This is a genomic window from Methylosinus sporium (assembly GCF_003113265.1).
Taxonomy (GTDB): Bacteria; Pseudomonadota; Alphaproteobacteria; order Rhizobiales; family Beijerinckiaceae; genus Methylosinus; species Methylosinus sporium.
Genome location: NZ_PUIV01000025.1, coordinates 1 through 17,559, shown reverse-complemented (window position 1 = coordinate 17,559; position 17,559 = coordinate 1). Strand labels below are relative to the sequence as shown.

Below are 17,559 nucleotides of genomic sequence, written 5' to 3'. Positions count from 1 at the left end.
TGCTCTATTCGAGGGTCTCGTGTTCCAGGAGGGAAGATGCAACACGGAGTCGATCTCGTCACGACTCTCGCCGCCGCGCTCGGCCTCGCGCTCTTCATGGGGCTCATCGCCGCAAAGCTGCGGCTCTCCCCGCTCGTCGGCTATCTCTTCGCCGGAATATTGATCGGCCCCGCGACGCCCGGCTTCGTGGCCGATGTCGCCCTTGCCGATCAGCTCGCCGAGATCGGCATTATTCTGCTGATGTTCGGCGTCGGCCTGCATCTTTCGATCGACGATCTCCTTTCCGTCCGTCGCATCGCCGCGCCGGGAGCGGTGGTGCAGATGGCCATCGCCACGGCGCTGGGCGTCGGCGTCGCCACCTATTGGGGCTGGCATTTCGGCGCGGCGCTGATCTTCGGCCTTTCGCTCTCCTGCGCCAGCACCGTGGTGCTGCTGCGCGCGTTGGAGGAGCGCGGCGAGATGGACACGATCAATGGCCGCATCGCCATCGGCTGGCTCGTCGTCGAGGATTTGGCGACCGTGCTGCTGCTGGTGCTGCTGCCGCCGGCCGCCGGCCTGCTCGGCGGCGGCGATCCCGACGCCATGGCGGGCGAGACGAATCTATGGCCGATCGTCGGCCTGACGCTCGCCAAAGTGGCGGCCTTCGTCATTCTCATGCTGGTGGTCGGGCGCTGGCTGTTCCCGCGCCTCTTGTTCTGGGTGGCGGGCGTCGGCTCGCGCGAGTTGTTCACGCTCTGTGTCGTCGCCACGGCGATCGGCGTCGCCTATGGCTCGGCCAAGCTCTTCGACGTCTCCTTCGCGCTGGGCGCCTTTTTCGCCGGCATGATGTTGCGCGAATCCGAGTTCAGCCATCGCGCCGCCGACGAATCCCTGCCGCTGCGCGACGCTTTCTCCGTCCTGTTCTTCGTCTCGGTCGGCATGGCCTTCGATCCACGCGCCTTCGTCGAGGAACCCTGGCACGTGCTCGCCGTCGTCGGCATCGTAATGATCGGCAAGACGCTGGCCGCCGTCGGCCTCACCCTCGCGCTGCGCTATCCGCTGGACACGGCGCTGACCGTCGGCGCCAGCCTCGCGCAGATCGGCGAATTCTCCTTCATTCTGGCCGGGCTCGGCGTCTCGCTCGGCCTCATCTCGCCGGACGGCCGCAATCTGATCCTCGCCGGCGCGCTGGTCTCCATCGCGCTCAATTCGCTGGTTTTCGTCGCGATCGAGCCGATCCGCGCGCGGCTCGGACAAAAGGCGCGCTCATTGGACCCGCTCGCGGAATTGCCGGCGAGCGTCGACGATGCGCGGCTGACTGGCCAGATCGTTCTGGTCGGCTATGGGCGCGTCGGCCGCCGGATCGGCGAGAAGCTGCTCGAATGGCGAACGCCCTTCGTGGTGATCGAGCAAAATCGCGAGCTGGTGGAGTCGCTGCGCGCGCAAGATATCGCCGCCGTCTGCGGCGACGCCTCCGAGCCGGCTTCGCTGGCGCAGGCGCATATCGCGCAAGCGAGCGCGCTGATCGTCGCGACGACCACCGACAGCTGCGACCTCCAGCGGATGATCTCGGCGGCGCGACGCGTCAATCCCGCTGTAAGCGTCGCGCTGCGCGCCCGCGACGCGGCGGAAGCCGATCTGCTCGAGAGCGAGCAGATCGGCCGCGTCTTCACGCCGGAAGTCGAGCTCGCCGCCGGTATGCTCGACTATTTGCGCCGGCGTCTCGACAAGGACGGCTGACTATTCGATCTCGACGTCATAGCTCGGCGCCTCGCCCGCGCCGGCGAAAGCGAAATGCCACCATTCGGTCGGCAGATTGTGGAAGCCGTGGCGGCGCATCAGCGTCTCGAGGCGGCGCCGATGCTCCTGCGCCTCGGCGCTCACATCCCTATTGGCTGTCCACGAGCGCTCGTCGAAGAAATCGAAAGGCGTGCCGAAATCCCAGCCCAGCACGCCGAGATCGACGGCGAGCCCGGTCGAATGCGAGGATTTCTCGGCGATATAGCCGCGCGCGAACAGGTCGCGCTTGGTCTCATGCGGATAATATTGCGCCTTCATGCTTTCGTCCGGGCTCTTCGCCCAATCGATGAAGGCGGCGACGGCGCGGCGCGGACGATAGCAATCATAGAGGATGAGCTCGAAACCTTGCGCCTTGGCTTCCGCCTGCACGGCGATGAGCGCCTTGGCCGCATCCTCGCGCAGCCAGCATTGCGCGGCCTTGTAGCCGGGCACGGGGCGGCCGGTGAAATTGTCCGAGCCGGCGTAGCGCATATCCTGCACGATCTGCGGCGCGAGATCGGCGAGCCGCACGAATCCTGGCGGAAGCGATGCGGCAGCGGCGGCGCAAGCGACGCAGGCGCCGGCGGCGGCGGCGGCGACAATGTCGCGGGTGGCTTTGGAGGTCATGGGGCGGCCCAAGTGTTGACGGTGGCGCGGCGTGACGTCAGTCTTACCGTAGAGATCGGCCCAATCAAAGGCATAGAGACATGCTTATCCGGGACGAGAGCGGAGCGGATCGCATCGCGATTCGAAAGGTCGTCGCCGCCGCCTTCGAAGGTCATCCATTCAGCAATGGGCGGGAAGGCGAACTCGTCGACGCGCTTCGCGCGGCCGACGCCCTGACGCTGTCGCTCGTGGCGGAAGATGACGACATTGTCGGCCATCTCGCCGTGTCGCCTGTCTCGATCGACGGAGCCTCGCTCGGCTGGTTCGGCCTCGGTCCGATCGCCGTCCTGCCCGAGCGTCAACGGCGAGGAATTGGCGCGGCTCTGATCGGCGTTGCGCTCTCACGCCTGCGCGCAGCGAATGCTGCGGGCTGTGTCGTCTTCGGCGATCCGAAATATTACGGCCGCTTCGGATTCGATATCCATGCCGGCCTTCGCTTCATCGGCGGGCCGCCGGAGCTGTTCTCGGCGCTTCCCCTGGCGTCGCCGATCCCGACCGGCGTTGTCGATTATCATCCGGCATTCGCGCTGGTCGGCTGAGGCGCTAAATCCGTCGCAACGTCACCACGCGGTTCGTGTTCGTGCCTTTGGCGTTGTTGCCGACCCCCCAGCAATTGCTGGTCTTGGTGAAACTCTGGCTGTTCACCAGCACGAACAGCCGCTCGAAGGGTAGCCCCTCGGCGGCGCGCCAGACGAGCCGCTCGAGCAGCACCTTGCCGCCGCGCACCTCTCCGACCTCGAAGGCGACATGCCCGCCGGGCGCGACGATGCGCGCGAATTCCGCGAGGCAGGCGCGCACCATTCGTTCCCATTCCGCCTCGCTGCGATGCGCGGAGATACGCACCGCATCCGCATCGACGCCGGCGAACCAATTGCGCAGCCAATTGTCGCTCGCATATTGCACGACATCCAGAAAGGGCGGCGAGGTGACGACGAGCCGCACTTCCGCGTCGCCGGCATAGGGCGCGCGCCAGGCTTCGCCGGTGGCGAGCACGGCGGGCGGATGCAGCGGCGGCGCGCCATCGGCGAGCAACGCGCGCGATTTGCGCAGGATGAGCGCCGCCACATCGCGCAAGGGCGGCGTCTGCTTGCGCTTGGCGTTGATCTTGGCCTGCGCCTCGATGGAAACCGCCTGGTTCGGCGGCAGCGAATAGACCGAGAAAAAGCCAGGCGAGTGTCCGGTCAAGCGATTGATCGCGACCATGCGAATCCAATCGTCGACCCCATCCGTGTCGCGCTCGAGCAGATGCCGGCGCAGCGCGCAGAGGCGGCGCAAAGTCTCGGGATGATAGAAGACGAGCAGATCGTCCCGCTCGATCTCGCCTTTCTCCCAAGGGATTTCGGCGAGGCGTTTCTCTATGCCCGCGAGCGGCGGCGGCGACAGGCGCGGGCGCGTCAGCAGAATGGAGAGCGGATTGATATCCGCGCCCATAGGTCGGCGCCCTTGCAGCGCGGCCTCGAGCGGCGTGGTGCCGCGGCCCATGAAGGGATCGAGCACAGCCTCGCCCGGCGAGGTGAGACGCGAGATGAAAAAGCCCGGCAGCTGCGGCTTGAAGCAGGCGCGGTAGCTGATCTCGTGCAGCGAATGCGCCTGCCTTTGCGCCGAGGTCCAGAATTCATTGACGAGATAGAGGAGGCCCTCCTCCTCTATCCGCCGCGTCGGCGCGCCGAAAGCGTCGAAGGCGAGCAGCTCTGCTTCGAGAGTATCGGCCGAGCAGGCGAGATTGCGAGCGAGCGCTTGGGGCATGAATCACCCTTGTTCATGCCGACTATAGCGCCTTGGCTTCTCCGCGCGCCCAGCCTTCCTTCGTCTCTGCGATGAAATCGGCGAGGCGTCCCTGCTCTATCGCTTCGCGCAGCCCGGCCATCAGCTCCTGATAATAAGCGACATTGATTTCCGTCAGCAGCATCATGCCGAGGATTTCTTGCGCCTTCACCAGATGATGCAGATAAGCGCGGGAATAATCGCGCGCAGAGGCGCAGGCGGCGCCTTCATCGAGCGGCGCGGCGTCGTCGGCATGACGCGCATTACGGAGATTCACGCGGCCGAAGCGCGTATAGGCGAGGCCATGGCGCCCGGCGCGCGTCGGCATCACGCAATCGAACATATCGACGCCGCGCAGCACGGATTGCACGATATCGTCCGGCGTGCCGACGCCCATCAGATAACGCGGCTTCTCCTCGGGCAGATGCGGGATAACAATGTCGAGCATCGCCAGCATCACATCCTGTGGCTCGCCGACCGCGAGGCCGCCTATGGCGAGACCGTGGAAATCCATGCCAGCCAGCGCCTTCGCGCTCTCTATGCGCAGCGGCTCCGAGGCGCCGCCCTGCACTATGCCGAAGAGCGCCTTGCCTTTGGCGTCGCCGAAAGCCTTGCGCGAGCGCTCCGCCCAGCGCAGCGACAGACGCATGGCGCGCTCGGCCTCCGCATCTGTGCAGGGCAGGCGCACGCATTCGTCGAATTGCATGTGAATGTCGGAATCGAGCAGACGCTGAATCTCCATCGAGCGCTCGGGCGTCAGCATATGGCGCGAACCGTCGATATGGGATTGGAAGGCGACGCCCTCCTCGTTCAGCTTGCGCAGCTTCGACAGCGACATCACTTGAAAGCCGCCGGAATCGGTGAGGATCGGATGCGGCCAATTCATGAATTTATGCAGCCCGCCGAGCGCGGCGACGCGCTCCGCGCCGGGGCGCAGCATTAGATGATAGACATTGCCGAGCACGATATCGGCGCCGGTCGCGCGCACATCCTGAGGAAACATCGCCTTGACCGTCGCCGCCGTGCCCACGGGCATGAAGGCCGGCGTGCGTATGTCGCCGCGCGGCGTCGAGACGAGGCCGCGCCGCGCCGCGCCGTCTTTCGCGAGTAGCCGAAAAGAAAATTGCTCGGTCATGCGTCTCTCTCACTCAGCTCTTGGCGCCGAGAGACGCCACTTTGACGATCTCATAAACACCGAAATCGTGCTCGTTCCAATGCACGGTGAAGCGCTCGCCGACCTTGATCGCGACGCTGCGCAGATCGGTGCGCCACGCTTCCGCCGCGCACATTCCGAAATCCAGAGCGCCGTCGCGCCGCAGCACGAAAGGCCGGCATTTGCCGCCGGAAAGATCGCAGGCGCCGAAGGTCTCCCAATGCGAGATCACGCGGCGGCTGTGGGCGTCTATGCGCAGATCGAGCGTCAGCGGACATTCGGTGCGATCGTCGCGCCAGAGCGCCAGCACGCGCACATCGAGAAAAGCCGGCTCACTCATTTACGCAACAGCAGGCAAGCGTCGCCGTAGGAATAGAAGCGATAGCCGAAGGCGATCGCATGCGCATAGGCCGCCTTCATGCGCTCGAGCCCGGCGAAGGCGCAGACGAGCATGAAAAGCGTCGAGCGCGGCAGATGGAAATTGGTGAGCAGCACATCGACAGCGCGGAAGCGATAGCCGGGCGTGATGAAGATCGCCGTCTCGCTCGCAAATTCCGCGAGCGTTCCGTCCTCGCGCGCCGCGCTCTCCAGCACGCGCAGCGCAGTGGTGCCCACGGCGACGACGCGCCCTCCCCGCGCGCGCGTCTCGTTCAGCGCTTGCGCCGTCGCGGCGTCGAGCGCGCCCCATTCAGAATGCATCTTGTGCTCTGCAGTGTCCTCGACCTTAACCGGAAGAAACGTCCCGGCGCCGACATGCAACGTCACGCGATGCAGCGATACGCCTTTCGCCTGCAGCTCTTCGACGAGGCGTGGCGTGAAATGCAGCCCTGCCGTCGGCGCGGCGACGGCGCCGGCGTTGGCGGCGAACAGGGTTTGATAGTCGGTCTCGTCGCGCGCGTCGGCGGCGCGTTGGCCGGCGATATAGGGCGGAAGCGGCATGACGCCGGCGGCCTCCACGGCTTCGTCCAAGGCGGCGCCCGCGAGCGAGAAGCCGAGCAATATCTCGCCACTCTCGCCCTTCTCGAGCGCCGTCGCCGCCAGCACGCCATCCGCGCCGAAGCGCACGGTCTCGCCGATGGCGAGCTTCTTCGCCGGCTTGACCAGCGCGCGCCAGCGATTGGCCGCGACACGTTCTATGAGCGTCGCCTCTATATGGGCGCGCGTTTCGCCGCGCGCGCGAAAGCCGGAGAGGCGCGCGTGAATGACGCGCGTGTCATTGACGACGAGCGCATCGCCGGGCGCAAGGAAGTCCGGCAGGTCGCGAATGGAGCGGTCGAGAAAGTCGCCGTCCGGCGGCGAGACGAGCAGACGCGCGCTATCGCGCGGCTCGGCGGGACGCAGCGCGATCCGGTCTCGCGGAAGCTCGAAATCGAAGAGATCGACGCGCATGGGTGTTTTTTGCGAAGCCTGCGTGCGCGACTCCTTCTCCCACTCGTGGGAGAAGGTGGCCCTCGCGTCAGCGAGGGTCGGATGAGGGCGACGCCGCTCGATCGGCGCCGCCTCGAAATTTGTTCGACGAGGGCGATAGCGAGAGCCCTCATCCGACCCGGCTTCGCCGGGCCACCTTCTCCCGCGAGCGGGAGAAGGGAGCGCGAACTTTCATACGCGACGGAAAATCAGACCAGCGAGGCCTTGACGATCTTGTCCGGATCCTTGACCGGCTCGCCGCGCTTGATCTTATCGACATTCTCCATGCCGGAGATCACCTGGCCCCACACGGTATATTTCTTGTCGAGGAAGCGGGCGTCGTCGAAGCAGATGAAGAATTGCGAATTGGCGGAATCGGGGTTCTGCGCGCGCGCCATGGAGCAGGTGCCGCGCACATGCGGCTCGGCGTTGAACTCCTGCTTCAGGTCCGGATATTTCGAGCCGCCGGTGCCGGTGCCGTGCGGACAGCCGGTCTGCGCCATGAATCCGTCGATGACGCGATGGAAGACGATTCCATCGTAGAAGCCTTCGGAGACGAGCTTCTTGATATGCGCCACATGGTTGGGCGCGAGATCGGGGCGGAGCTTGATCAAAACGTCGCCCTGCGTCGTCTCGAGCTTCAGATTTTCGGCTTCGGACATGTCCACTCCTGTCGGTTTTACATTTCGCCCGGCGAAGCGATCCGAGGGCCGCGGCGCTCGGATCGCAGCGCGAGAAGGCGCGATCAGCTATTGTCGCCGGCGAGGCGCAGCTTGATGATCTTGTCGGGGTTCGTTACCTTGCCATTGTCGGCCTTGTCGCCCTTCTTGATCTTGTCGACGACGTCCATGCCGGAGACGACCTCGCCGATCACCGTATATTGCTCTTCGAGATAGCGCGCCGGCGCGAGGCAAATGAAGAATTGCGAATTGGCCGAGTCCGGATTCTGGCTGCGCGCCATGCCCAGAGTGCCGCGCACGAATTTCTCCTTGGAGAATTCGGCCGGAATATTCGGCAGGTCGGATTTGCCCATGCCCGTGCCGGTCGGATCGCCGGTCTGCGCCATGAAGCCGTCGATGACGCGGTGGAACACGATTCCATCGTAGAAATGGCGCTTGGCCAATGTCTCGATCTGCGCCGTATGCTTGGGCGCTATGTCGGCGCGCAGCTTGATGACGATGCGGCCGTCCTTGGTGTCGAGATAGAGCGTATGCTCGGGCGCATCCTCGGCGCGGACGGCGCTGGCGGAAGCGGCGGCGGCGAGAGCGGCGAGCGTGAAGCTGCGGCGATCGATAGGCAATCGAGCCTCCCTTTGCGTTGTTTTGTCAGCGTCCGGAGAGCGCGCGGCGCAACGCCTCCGCCGCCTCTGGCGGAACGAAGGCCGAGACATCGCCTCCGAGCGAGGCGATCTGCCGCACGAGCGTCGCGGTGATGTGCCGGACGGCCGGAGACGAAGGGTGAAAAATGGTTCGGATCTCCGGCGCCATGGCGAGATTCATCCCCGCCATCTGCATTTCATAGTCGAAATCGGAGCCGTCGCGCAATCCGCGCAGGATCAGCCCGGCGCCATGGTCGCGCGCCGCCTCCACGGCGAGGCCGGCGAAGGAGACCACCTCGAAACGGCAGGAAACGGCCTCCGCGAGCCCGGCGCAGACCGTCTCGATGAGCGTGACGCGCTGCGCGAGCGGGATCAGCGGCGTCTTGCCCGGATGCGCGCCTATGGCGATGACGAGGCGGTCGCAAAGGCTCGCCCCGGCCCGGATCACATCCAAATGGCCGATGGTGATGGGATCGAAGGAACCGGTATAGAGCGCCGTGCGGGTCATAGCGCGGATATAGGCGATTTTCGGCTACGCGTAACCTCTGTGCGCTCCTTCTCCTGCTTGCGGGAGAAGGTGGCCTCGCGAAGCGAGGTCGGATGAGGGCTCTTTGGCAACCGCGGCCGCCCATCCGTCGCGCAGTCGCGCCTTCACTCTAAGCTCGCCTTCACGGTCTCGATCAGCTGCTTCAGGCTGAAAGGCTTGGGCAAAAAGCCGAAATCGCCTTCGGGCAGATTCTTGGCGAAAGCCTCCTCGGCATAGCCCGAGACGAACACCACCTTCGCCGTGACGCCGCGCTTACGCAATTCGGCAAACATGGCCGGGCCGTCCATCTCCGGCATCACCACGTCGGAGACGATGAGGTCGATGCGCTGGCCCTCGCGCTCCACCACTTCCAGCGCCTCGAGGCCTGAGGCGGCCTCCATCACATTATAGCCGCGCGAGCCCAGCGCCTGCGCCGCGAAGGCGCGGACGGCGTCCTCGTCCTCGACCAGCAATATGGTCCCCTGCCCCGTGTAATCGGCGGCCGGCTTGGCGGCCTCCGGCTTCGCCGTAACCTCGCCGACCTCCGGCACATGGCGAGGCAGGAAGATGCGGAAAACCGTGCCGCGCCCGACCTCGCTGGCCGGGAAGACAAAGCCGCCCGATTGCTTGACGATGCCGAACACCATGGAAAGGCCGAGGCCCGTGCCCTTGCCCACCTCCTTAGTGGTGAAGAAGGGCTCGAAAATCTTGGCCATCACATCCGGCGCAATGCCGGAGCCATTGTCCTCGACCTCGATCAGCACATATTCGGCCGGTGTGAGCGAGGCTTCGCCGAAGCCGGCGCATTCGCCCGAAGCGATATTGCGCGTGCGCAGCTGGATGCGCCCGCCCGATTCGGGCATCGCGTCGCGGGCGTTCACCACCAGATTGATGATGACCTGCTCGAATTGATTGATGTCGGCCTTCACGAACCAGAGGTCGCGGCCGTGCTTCAGATCGACCTCGACCTTCTCGCCGACGAGCCGGCGCAGCAGCAGCTGCAGCTCCGTGAGAACGTCGCCGAGCTGCAGCACCTGCGGACGCAATGTCTGCCGGCGCGAGAAGGCGAGCAGCTGGCGCGTGAGCCCGGCGGCGCGATTGGCCGTCTGCTTGATCTGAATAATGTCCTGGAAAGACGGATCGGTCGGCCGGTGATTGGCGAGCAGCAGGTCCGAATAGCCGATGATGGCGGTGAGCATGTTGTTGAAATCATGCGCCACGCCGCCGGCGAGCTGGCCGACCGCCTGCATTTTCTGCGATTGGGCGAAGCCCTCCTGCAGCTTGCGATGCTCGGTGGTGTCGAGCGCATAGATGGTCGCGCCCTTCTTGCCGGCGTCCTCGGACGGGGCGACGAAGAAGCGCGCCGAGCGCGTCGGCAATCCGTCCTCCTCCTCGAGGGCGGCGTCGATGGGCGGCACGTCGCCGCGATTGTCGAGAGCCGCGGCCATGGCCTCTTTCAGCGCGGCGCGGTCGCGCTCGACGACGCTGGCCAACACGGGCCAGGCGGCTGCGCCCTTCAGCGCCTGCGGCAGCAGCTTGGCGAAGGCGGCGTTGGAGCGCGTGACCTTGCCGTCGGGATCGACGGCGGCGATCGCCATGGGCGTCGAATTGAAGAAACGCGCGAAACGCACTTCGGCGGCGCGCAGATCCTCCTCCGGCTCCTCGCCGGCGGTGCGATTGAGCACCAAGGTCCGCGAGGCGCCCGGCGCGCCGTCCTGGCCGAAGGCGACGCGATGCAGCAGCCGCACCGGCAAAGAGCGGCCGTTGCGGCGCTTCAGATCGAGGTCGATCTGCGCGGTGCGCACCTCGCCCGAGCCGCCGGTGATGGCGGTGAGCAGAGTCGAGCCATTATTGGCGACGATATCGGCGAGCGAGACGCCGCCCGAGCCGACCTGGGTGAGGTCGTAGCCGAGCCAGCCCGCCAGCGTCTTGTTCATATAGGAGATCGCCCCGTCCGGGCCGGCCGAGAAAAAGCCCGCCGGCGCGTGATCGAGAAAGTCGATCGCGTGCTGGAGCTCCTGAAAGACATTCTCCTGGCGCTGGCGGTCGGCGGTGGCGTCGACGACTGTCCACAGATTCGTGTGGCGCGCGCCGTCGCGCCCGAGGGGACGCACACGAATGCGATACCAGCCGACCTCGGCGTCGCCCGTGAGCGGCGGAACGAGGCGCACATCCTCGGCATGGGCGCGCCCGGCGCGCGAGGCCTGGGCGAGGCGATAGATCGCCTCGGACACTTCCGCCGGGCCCGAGAACAGTCGCTCGACCGTCAGCAGCCCGGCTGGATCGCGCGATCCGCAGAGCTCGAGATAGGCATCATTGGCGTAGACGATCTGTGTGTCGCCCTCGGTGACGAGCAGTCCCTCGGAGAAGGAATCGGCGATCCGTCGGGCGATGTCGAGATGCGTGGAGCGGCCAGGAAAGCGTAAAAAACCAACGGCATAGGCGAAGGCGCAGAAAACCCCCGCGACGGCGAGCAGCGCCAAGAGGCCGACCGCGAATTTGGGCGCCGCCGGCGCCGGCAGCAGAGAGGCGACGACGATCGCGCCGACGAGGGCGATGGCGAGAGCCAGAACCAGGCCGACGTTTCCGGGGCGTTCGGTGCGGTCGTAAGCGGGCGGCGCCGTCCTGTCGGTCACGGGTATCGTCTCGGCTGTGCTCCTGCGCCGGGCAAAGCGCCACGGCGCAGGCAGAATCACGCGGAACAATGGCCCCGGCCGGAGCCGATGGCAATGTCCTTGCGCATTTTCCGCAAGCGCGAATCACGAAGCTTGCCCTATTAACCATTGTTTAACCTTTGAGGCGCGCTTGCGTCCAACGCCGATAGACTGCATTCTCGCGCCGCGTCACGACGAAAGAAAAATCGATTCATGCCGTCCAGCATCACACAGTCGCAGCTCCTGCCGATACTCGCCGCAATTGTCGCGTTCCTGTTCGCGGCGCTGCTGCTCGTCTACATCTACCGGCTCCTGTTCGGACGACGCATCAAGGCTCCTGGGCCGCGCAACCGGCCGCGCCGCCTCGATATCGTCGATACTTTCGACGTCGACGGCGACCGCCAGCTGGTCATCGTGCGGCGGGACAATGTCGAGCATCTTCTGCTCATCGGCGGGCCCAATGATCTTCTGGTCGAGGCCTCGATCAGCCGCGTCGAGGCGCGCGAGCCGCGCCCGCGCGAGAAAGAGGCCGCCGGCCCGGGCTGGCCGCTCGGCCCGGCCGCGCCTCAGGCGCCCGCGCCCGTCCTGCCGCCGCTCGGCCCCTCCGCTCCTTCGATAGAGAGCGAGGCGCCGAAGCCTGAGCCGGCCGCGCCGCCTCAGGCGCCCGGCCTCGCGCCGCTGCCGCCGGATTTATTCGGCCCGCCGCCGTCCAAGCCGCCGGCGCCGCCAGCCGCTCCCGAGGCGCCCGCGCGCGCGGGAACGCCGCGCTTCACGCCGCAGCGGCCGCCCTTCACCCCCACGCCGCGGCCGCCGCGTCCGGCCCCGCCGCCCTTCCTGTCGCGCGCCGCCAAGCCGCCGGCGCCGCCGCCGGCCGTCGAGCCGCCGCCGCCCGCGCCGGAACCGCCGCCGCCCGCTCCCGAGCTTCCGCCGCAGGAGGTCGTCGTCGAGCCGCCGCCCCCTCCTCCGCCGCCGGAAGAGCCGCCGCCGGCTCCGCCCGTCGATCCGCTCGACTCGCTCGAGGCGGAAATGGCGCGACTGCTCGGCCGTCCGGAATCGAAACCCTGAGCCGACAAAAACAGCGCCCGCGGAATTCTCCGCGGGCGCTGTTTTTTTCATTCCTGTTCGGATATTTCGAAAGATCGAAGACGCCCGTTCAATCGTCCCGGTAGACGCGCTCGCGGCGCTCGTGCCGCTCCTGCGCCTCGATCGACAGAGTGGCGATCGGCCTCGCGTCGAGCCGCTTCAGCGAAATCGGCTCGCCGGTCTCTTCGCAATAGCCATAGGTGCCGTCCTCGAGCCGCGACAAAGCAGCGTCGATCTTGGAAATGAGCTTGCGCTGCCGGTCGCGGGCGCGCAACTCGATCGCCCGATCGGTCTCCGACGAAGCGCGATCGGCGAGGTCGGGATGGTTCTCGTTCTCGCTCTGCAGAGTGGCGAGCGTGTCGCGGCTCTCCTGCAGTATCTCGTCCTTCCACGCGAGCAGCTTGCGCCGAAAATACTCGCGCTGCCGATCGTTCATGAAATCTTCTTGCTCGGACGGTCTGTAGCTCGCGTCTAGATCCACCGCCATTGCCGCGAATCCTCCCTAAGCCTGAACGCGGCGTCTATATAGCCGCGCCGCTCGGGTAGCACAATCACTTCGTCGATCCCTCATTTTCCGAGCGAAAGCGCGGCTGCGAGGTTGGAATCGATCTTGTCCAGGAAGCCGGTGGTCGACAGCCATTTCTGATTATGGCCGACGAGCAGCGCCAGATCCTTGGTCATGAAGCCCTGCTCCACTGTGGAGACGCAGACCTCTTCCAGCGTCAGAGCGAAGCGCGCCAGCGCCTCATTGCCGTCGAGCTTGGCGCGATGCGCGAGCGCCCGCGTCCAGGCGAAGATGGAGGCGATGGAATTGGTCGAGGTCGCATGGCCCTTCTGATGCTCGCGATAATGGCGCGTCACCGTGCCATGCGCGGCCTCCGCCTCGACGGTCTTGCCATCCGGCGTCATCAGCACGCTGGTCATCAGGCCGAGCGAGCCGAAGCCCTGCGCCACCGTGTCCGACTGCACGTCGCCGTCGTAATTCTTGCAGGCCCACACATAGCCGCCGGACCATTTGAGCGCCGAGGCGACCATATCGTCGATGAGGCGATGCTCATAGGTGAGACCCTGCGCCTGGAATTGCGCTTTGAACTCGGCGTCGAACACTTCCTGGAACAAATCCTTGAAGCGCCCGTCATAGGCTTTCAAAATCGTGTTCTTGGTCGAGAGATAGAGCGGGAATTTGCGGTTCAGCGCAAAATTCATCGAGGCGCGCGCGAATTCGCGGATCGACTCGTCGAGATTGTACATCGCCATGGCGACGCCGGCGCCGGGGAAGCGGAACACTTCCTTTTCGATCACCGTCCCGTCGTCGCCCTCGAATTTGATCGTGAGGCGGCCCTTGCCGGGCGTGCGGAAATCGACGGCGCGATATTGATCGCCGAAGGCGTGGCGGCCGATGACGATCGGCTGCGTCCAGCCGGGCACGAGGCGAGGGACGTTCTTGCAGATGATCGGCTCGCGGAAGATGACGCCGCCCAGAATATTGCGGATCGTGCCATTGGGCGACTTCCACATTTCCTTCAGGCCGAATTCCTGCACGCGGGCTTCGTCCGGCGTGATGGTGGCGCATTTGACGCCGACGCCATGCGTCTTGATCGCCTCGGCCGCGTCGATCGTCACCTGATCATTGGTGGCGTCGCGGTTCTGGATCGAGAGATCGTAATAGAGCAGATCGAGATCGAGATAGGGATGGATGAGCTTGTCTTTGATATAGGCCCAGATGATCCGGGTCATCTCGTCGCCGTCGAGCTCGACGACTGGATTCGCGACCTTGATCTTGCTCATAAAATGCCTCTCCCGCGTGAGCCGCCGGCCTTATAGCGCGCGTAACGCGCGAGGCAAAGCAGGCGCCATGGGCAAATCTGCAAGGCGAAGCGGTTTGCGCTTCTCGTGACGGCGATTTTGATCGACTGCTGCCGCATGTTCAGGCGCCGACGCCTACGGCGCGCTCGCGCCGAGAGAAAAGCCGACGGCGCCCGCAATAGCACGTTATGCGCATATCGTGCTATAATCCGCCGAGGAGGCTCGCCATGAACGTATCCGTCGGCAAGCATTGGGAAGAGTTCATCGACTCCCTGGTCAAGCAAGGCCGCTACGCCTCGGCGACCGAGGTGATGCGCGAGGGCCTGCGTCTCGTGGAGGAGCGCGAGGCGAAGCTGAAGGCGCTGCGCGAGACGATAGAGGCGTCGCTCGCCGAAGCGGGCGAATTGACCGACGAGCAGGTCGCCGCCGAGTTGCGCGCCCATGTCGAGGCGCGAAGGGCGCGAAGCGCCTGAATGCGCAAGCTGGTCTATCGCCTCGCCGCCAATCGAGATCTGAAAGACATAGCCGATTTCATCGGGGAGACCTCCGGCGATCTCGACGCAGGATTGGCCGTCGCCGATCGATTTCGCGCGCAATGCGCAAAGCTGGCCGCGTCGCCCATTCTTCTCGGGCGTCCGCGCGAGGAGCTTTCGCCCGGACTGCGCGGCTATTTGTTCCGCGACTACATCATCTTCTTCCGTTGCACCGATGAGCGTCTGGAAATCGTGAACATTCTTCATTCACGTCGCGATCTCGCAGCGACCCTCGATTCGAGCGACGGTTCTCCATGACCGGCGCCGGAACCGACCACACCAAGCCAAAGCTCGAAGGCGGGCCGACCATCGTGCTCGTGCGGCCGCAGCTCGCCGTCAATATCGGCATGTGCGCGCGCGCCATGGCCAATTTCGGCCTCTCCGATCTGCGCCTCGTCGCGCCACGCGAGGGCTGGCCGACGCGCGATCCCGTCTATCGCGAGGCCTCCTACGCCGCCGCCGCCGGCGCCGCGCATCTGCTCGATTCCGCCAAGCTCTATGAGACTGTGCGCGAGGCGATCGCCGATCTTACCTTCGTCTATGCGGCGACGGCGCGCGGGCGCGGCCAGGTGAAGCCCGTGGTGACGCCCGCGACCGCAATGTCCGATACAGTCGTGCGTCTCGCCGCGGGCGAGCGTCATGGCGTGATGTTCGGGCCGGAGCGCACGGGGCTCGACAATGACGATGTCGCGCTCGCCGATTCGATCCTGACCTTTCCGGTCAATCCCGCCTATGCTTCGCTCAATCTGGCGCAAGCTGTGCTGCTCACCGGCTATGAATGGTTCCGCTTCGCTCATGGCGAGACGCTGCCCTTCGACGTCGTCGAGCGCTCGCCGCCGGCGAGCCGCGAAATGACGCTCGCTTTCTTCGACTATCTGGAGAAGCATCTCGACGAGCGGCAATTCTTCCGTCCCGAGACGAAGAAGCCGGTGATGTCGCGCAATCTGCGCAACATGTTCCACCGCATGAACATGACCGAGCAGGATGTTCGCACGCTCTGGGGCGTAGTGGTGCGGCTGGTGGAAGGCCCGCGGCGCGAGCCGAAGAAGGCGAGCCGGCGCAAGAAGGAAGAGCAGAGCGGGACGCCCGGCGACTGAGCGCCGCCGGGCGCACGCCGGTCAGTCCGGCAGAGCGAAGACGGTGAGCACGCCGCCGAGCGCGGTGTAATTCGACAGGCTGCGATAATTGCCGACTGCGCCGAGACCGTCGCTGCTTTTGGTGAGGCCGGCCGCGAGGCCGATGCCGGCCCAGCCGCCGACGCCCGAGAGCACGGCGACATATTGCTTGCCGCCGACCTCATAGGTGATGACATTGCCGATGATGCCGGAGGGCGTCTTGCGCCGGAACAGCTCCTTGCCGGTCTTTGTGTCGACCGCCTTGAGATAGCCTTCCAGCGTTCCGTAGAAGGTCACGCCGCCATCGGTCGAGACGGCGCCCGACCACACGGAGAATTGCTCCTTGTTCGCCCAGACGATCTTGCCGGTCTTCGCGTCCCAGGCGATGAAATTGCCCGTATGCGTCTCGCCCTTGTCGCGATCGGCGGGGAACATTTCCACCGTCGCGCCGACATAGGGCTGGCCGGCGGAATAGCTGACGCGGAACGGCTCGAAATCCATGCAGACATGGTTCGTCGGCACGAGGAAGAGGCCGGAGTTCGGATCATAGCTCGCCGGCTGCTCGTCCTTCGAGCCGAGAGTCGTCGGACAGGCGCCGCGCGTCGTCTCGTCCTCGCCATGCGCCTCGGTCGAGAAGCGCTCGTCGAGGATCGGACGGCCATAGGTCTTCGACTTCTTGTCGAGGTCGATCTTCTTGGCCCAATTGACCGCCGGATCGAATTTCTCGGCGACGAGCAATTCGCCATTGGTGCGATCGAGCGTGTAGGCGAAGCCGTTGCGATCGAAATGAACGGCGGTCTTCGTCTTCTTGCCGCCGATCTCCTGATCGACGAGCACGATCTCATTGACCGCGTCATAATCCCATTGGTCGTGCGGCGTCGTCTGATAGACCCATCTCGCCTTGCCCGTGTCGAGATCGCGCGCCCAGAGCGTCATCGACCAGCGATTATCGCCGGGACGCTGAATCGGATTCCATGTCGAAGGATTGCCGGAGCCGTAATAGACGAGATCGAGCTCTGGATCATAGCTGTACCAGCCCCATGTCGTGCCGCCGCCCAGCTTCCACTGATCGCCTCGCCAAGTGTTGGTTCCAGAATCCTTGCCAACTGGCCTGCCGAGATGGGTCGTCTTCTCGGGATCGATCAACGTCTCCTCGTCCGGCCCGGTCGAATAGCCGCGCCACAGCAGCGCGCCGGTCTTGACGTCATAAGCGCTGATATGGCCGCGCACGCCATATTCGCCGCCGGCGTTGCCGATGAGCACCTTGTCCTTGAACACATGCGGCGCCGCCGTGGAGGTCTCGCCCTTCGACGGATCGCCGAATTTGACGGACCAGATCGGTCTGTCCTTGCCCTCGCCGGAAGACGCGCCCGTCGCCGCGTCGAGCGCGACGAGAGTCGTGTCGGCCTGCGCGAGGAAAATCTTGCCGTCGCCATAGGCGAGGCCGCGATTGACCGTGTCGCAGCACATCACCGGAACGACGGAGGCGTCCTGCTGCGGCGCATATTTCCACAGCACCTTATGATCCGGATCTCGCAGATCGAGCGCATAGACGACATTCGGAAACGGCGTGTGCAGATACATCACATCGGTGACATAGGCGGACTTCGTCTTGCCGTCCTTGTCGGCGGCCGCCGGAATCGTCACATCGTGAATGACGAGCGGAGCGCCTTCGTGAGGTGCCGTCGCGGGATTGGTTGGAATTGGGTTGGCGTAGTCTCCGGGGTGCTGAACCCGGCTGATTCCAGCGTTGGAGCGCTGGAAGGAGACCACGCC

18 protein-coding genes are annotated in these 17,559 nt (G+C 65.3%); 6 read left to right on the top strand and 12 right to left on the bottom strand.

What is annotated here, in order from left to right; genetic code table 11:
- Positions 1–36 precede the first annotated feature (36 nt).
- Complete coding sequence (locus tag C5689_RS14065; RefSeq protein ID WP_108917902.1) at positions 37–1,719, top strand: cation:proton antiporter domain-containing protein; 1,683 nt, start codon at positions 37–39, stop codon at positions 1,717–1,719.
- On the opposite strand, the gene C5689_RS14060 is transcribed toward C5689_RS14065, so the two are convergent.
- Positions 1,720–2,385: a M15 family metallopeptidase gene (locus tag C5689_RS14060; protein ID WP_108917901.1), complete on the bottom strand. Its 666-nt coding sequence runs from the start codon at positions 2,383–2,385 to the stop codon at positions 1,720–1,722. It lies immediately after the preceding gene.
- Positions 2,386–2,465: 80 nt separating this feature from the next.
- Here C5689_RS14060 and C5689_RS14055 point away from each other — a divergent pair, with 80 nt between their 5' ends.
- Positions 2,466–2,963 carry a GNAT family N-acetyltransferase gene (locus C5689_RS14055; protein WP_108917900.1) on the top strand — a complete coding sequence of 166 codons (498 nt, stop codon included), beginning with the start codon at positions 2,466–2,468 and terminating at the stop codon, positions 2,961–2,963.
- Positions 2,964–2,967: 4 nt separating this feature from the next.
- Here the strand turns inward: C5689_RS14055 and C5689_RS14050 are convergent, their stop codons facing one another.
- The 8 genes from C5689_RS14050 to cckA form a co-directional block, all read right to left on the bottom strand.
- On the bottom strand, positions 2,968–4,170 hold the full coding sequence (locus C5689_RS14050) for a DNA methyltransferase (RefSeq protein ID WP_108917899.1): 1,203 nt from the start codon (positions 4,168–4,170) through the stop codon (positions 2,968–2,970).
- A gap of 22 nt (positions 4,171–4,192) precedes the next feature.
- Positions 4,193–5,323: a tRNA guanosine(34) transglycosylase Tgt gene (gene tgt, locus C5689_RS14045; protein ID WP_108917898.1), complete on the bottom strand. Its 1,131-nt coding sequence runs from the start codon at positions 5,321–5,323 to the stop codon at positions 4,193–4,195.
- A 13-nt stretch (positions 5,324–5,336) separates the two neighbouring features.
- On the bottom strand, positions 5,337–5,681 hold the full coding sequence (locus C5689_RS14040; protein WP_108917897.1) for a hypothetical protein: 345 nt from the start codon (positions 5,679–5,681) through the stop codon (positions 5,337–5,339).
- Complete coding sequence (gene queA / locus C5689_RS14035; protein ID WP_108917896.1) at positions 5,678–6,730, bottom strand: tRNA preQ1(34) S-adenosylmethionine ribosyltransferase-isomerase QueA; 1,053 nt, start codon at positions 6,728–6,730, stop codon at positions 5,678–5,680. Before queA ends, C5689_RS14040 begins: the two co-directional genes overlap by 4 nt.
- A gap of 227 nt (positions 6,731–6,957) precedes the next feature.
- Positions 6,958–7,410: a peptidylprolyl isomerase gene (locus C5689_RS14030; protein WP_108917895.1), complete on the bottom strand. Its 453-nt coding sequence runs from the start codon at positions 7,408–7,410 to the stop codon at positions 6,958–6,960.
- A gap of 83 nt (positions 7,411–7,493) precedes the next feature.
- Complete coding sequence (locus C5689_RS14025; protein ID WP_108917894.1) at positions 7,494–8,048, bottom strand: peptidylprolyl isomerase; 555 nt, start codon at positions 8,046–8,048, stop codon at positions 7,494–7,496.
- Positions 8,049–8,073: 25 nt separating this feature from the next.
- On the bottom strand, positions 8,074–8,574 hold the full coding sequence (gene coaD, locus C5689_RS14020; protein ID WP_108917893.1) for a pantetheine-phosphate adenylyltransferase: 501 nt from the start codon (positions 8,572–8,574) through the stop codon (positions 8,074–8,076).
- Between the two features lie 143 nt (positions 8,575–8,717).
- Positions 8,718–11,228, bottom strand: a complete 2,511-nt coding sequence (gene cckA, locus C5689_RS14015) for a cell cycle histidine kinase CckA (RefSeq protein ID WP_108917892.1) — start codon at positions 11,226–11,228, stop codon at positions 8,718–8,720.
- Between the two features lie 231 nt (positions 11,229–11,459).
- Between cckA and C5689_RS14010 the strand changes: the two genes are divergently transcribed.
- Positions 11,460–12,311: a flagellar biosynthetic protein FliO gene (locus C5689_RS14010; protein ID WP_108917891.1), complete on the top strand. Its 852-nt coding sequence runs from the start codon at positions 11,460–11,462 to the stop codon at positions 12,309–12,311.
- Positions 12,312–12,399: 88 nt separating this feature from the next.
- Here C5689_RS14010 and dksA read toward each other — a convergent pair whose 3' ends face one another.
- Both dksA and C5689_RS14000 read right to left on the bottom strand, forming a co-directional pair.
- Positions 12,400–12,816 carry an RNA polymerase-binding protein DksA gene (gene dksA / locus C5689_RS14005; RefSeq protein WP_108917890.1) on the bottom strand — a complete coding sequence of 139 codons (417 nt, stop codon included), beginning with the start codon at positions 12,814–12,816 and terminating at the stop codon, positions 12,400–12,402.
- An 80-nt stretch (positions 12,817–12,896) separates the two neighbouring features.
- Positions 12,897–14,117, bottom strand: a complete 1,221-nt coding sequence (locus C5689_RS14000; RefSeq protein WP_108917889.1) for an NADP-dependent isocitrate dehydrogenase — start codon at positions 14,115–14,117, stop codon at positions 12,897–12,899.
- A 245-nt stretch (positions 14,118–14,362) separates the two neighbouring features.
- Here C5689_RS14000 and C5689_RS13995 point away from each other — a divergent pair, with 245 nt between their 5' ends.
- Genes C5689_RS13995 through C5689_RS13985 form a run of 3 tightly spaced genes read left to right on the top strand, consistent with a single transcriptional unit; the run spans position 14,363 to position 15,765 of the window.
- Positions 14,363–14,608, top strand: coding sequence for a type II toxin-antitoxin system ParD family antitoxin (locus tag C5689_RS13995; RefSeq protein ID WP_108917888.1), 246 nt, complete (start codon positions 14,363–14,365; stop codon positions 14,606–14,608).
- On the top strand, positions 14,609–14,926 hold the full coding sequence (locus tag C5689_RS13990) for a type II toxin-antitoxin system RelE/ParE family toxin (RefSeq protein WP_108917887.1): 318 nt from the start codon (positions 14,609–14,611) through the stop codon (positions 14,924–14,926).
- Positions 14,923–15,765 carry an RNA methyltransferase gene (locus tag C5689_RS13985; RefSeq protein ID WP_108917886.1) on the top strand — a complete coding sequence of 281 codons (843 nt, stop codon included), beginning with the start codon at positions 14,923–14,925 and terminating at the stop codon, positions 15,763–15,765. The genes C5689_RS13990 and C5689_RS13985 overlap by 4 nt, the downstream gene beginning before the upstream one ends.
- A gap of 21 nt (positions 15,766–15,786) precedes the next feature.
- On the opposite strand, the gene C5689_RS13980 is transcribed toward C5689_RS13985, so the two are convergent.
- The coding region (locus tag C5689_RS13980; protein WP_342210427.1) for a PQQ-dependent dehydrogenase, methanol/ethanol family at positions 15,787–17,559 on the bottom strand (1,773 nt) is incomplete at its 5' end.

Bases quoted from the DNA above. Each gene is read 5' to 3' on its own strand.
- queA (WP_108917896.1), bottom strand. From the start codon at position 6,730: ATGCGCGTCGATCTCTTCGATTTCGAGCTTCCGCGAGACCGGATCGCG.
- C5689_RS14000 (WP_108917889.1), bottom strand. From the start codon at position 14,117: ATGAGCAAGATCAAGGTCGCGAATCCAGTCGTCGAGCTCGACGGCGAC.
- C5689_RS14010 (WP_108917891.1), top strand. From the start codon at position 11,460: ATGCCGTCCAGCATCACACAGTCGCAGCTCCTGCCGATACTCGCCGCA.
- C5689_RS13990 (WP_108917887.1), top strand. From the start codon at position 14,609: ATGCGCAAGCTGGTCTATCGCCTCGCCGCCAATCGAGATCTGAAAGAC.
- C5689_RS14060 (WP_108917901.1), bottom strand. From the start codon at position 2,385: ATGACCTCCAAAGCCACCCGCGACATTGTCGCCGCCGCCGCCGCCGGC.
- dksA (WP_108917890.1), bottom strand. From the start codon at position 12,816: ATGGCGGTGGATCTAGACGCGAGCTACAGACCGTCCGAGCAAGAAGAT.
- C5689_RS14050 (WP_108917899.1), bottom strand. From the start codon at position 4,170: ATGCCCCAAGCGCTCGCTCGCAATCTCGCCTGCTCGGCCGATACTCTC.
- C5689_RS13985 (WP_108917886.1), top strand. From the start codon at position 14,923: ATGACCGGCGCCGGAACCGACCACACCAAGCCAAAGCTCGAAGGCGGG.
- C5689_RS13995 (WP_108917888.1), top strand. From the start codon at position 14,363: ATGAACGTATCCGTCGGCAAGCATTGGGAAGAGTTCATCGACTCCCTG.
- coaD (WP_108917893.1), bottom strand. From the start codon at position 8,574: ATGACCCGCACGGCGCTCTATACCGGTTCCTTCGATCCCATCACCATC.
- C5689_RS14030 (WP_108917895.1), bottom strand. From the start codon at position 7,410: ATGTCCGAAGCCGAAAATCTGAAGCTCGAGACGACGCAGGGCGACGTT.
- C5689_RS14040 (WP_108917897.1), bottom strand. From the start codon at position 5,681: ATGAGTGAGCCGGCTTTTCTCGATGTGCGCGTGCTGGCGCTCTGGCGC.
- C5689_RS14065 (WP_108917902.1), top strand. From the start codon at position 37: ATGCAACACGGAGTCGATCTCGTCACGACTCTCGCCGCCGCGCTCGGC.
- tgt (WP_108917898.1), bottom strand. From the start codon at position 5,323: ATGACCGAGCAATTTTCTTTTCGGCTACTCGCGAAAGACGGCGCGGCG.
- C5689_RS14055 (WP_108917900.1), top strand. From the start codon at position 2,466: ATGCTTATCCGGGACGAGAGCGGAGCGGATCGCATCGCGATTCGAAAG.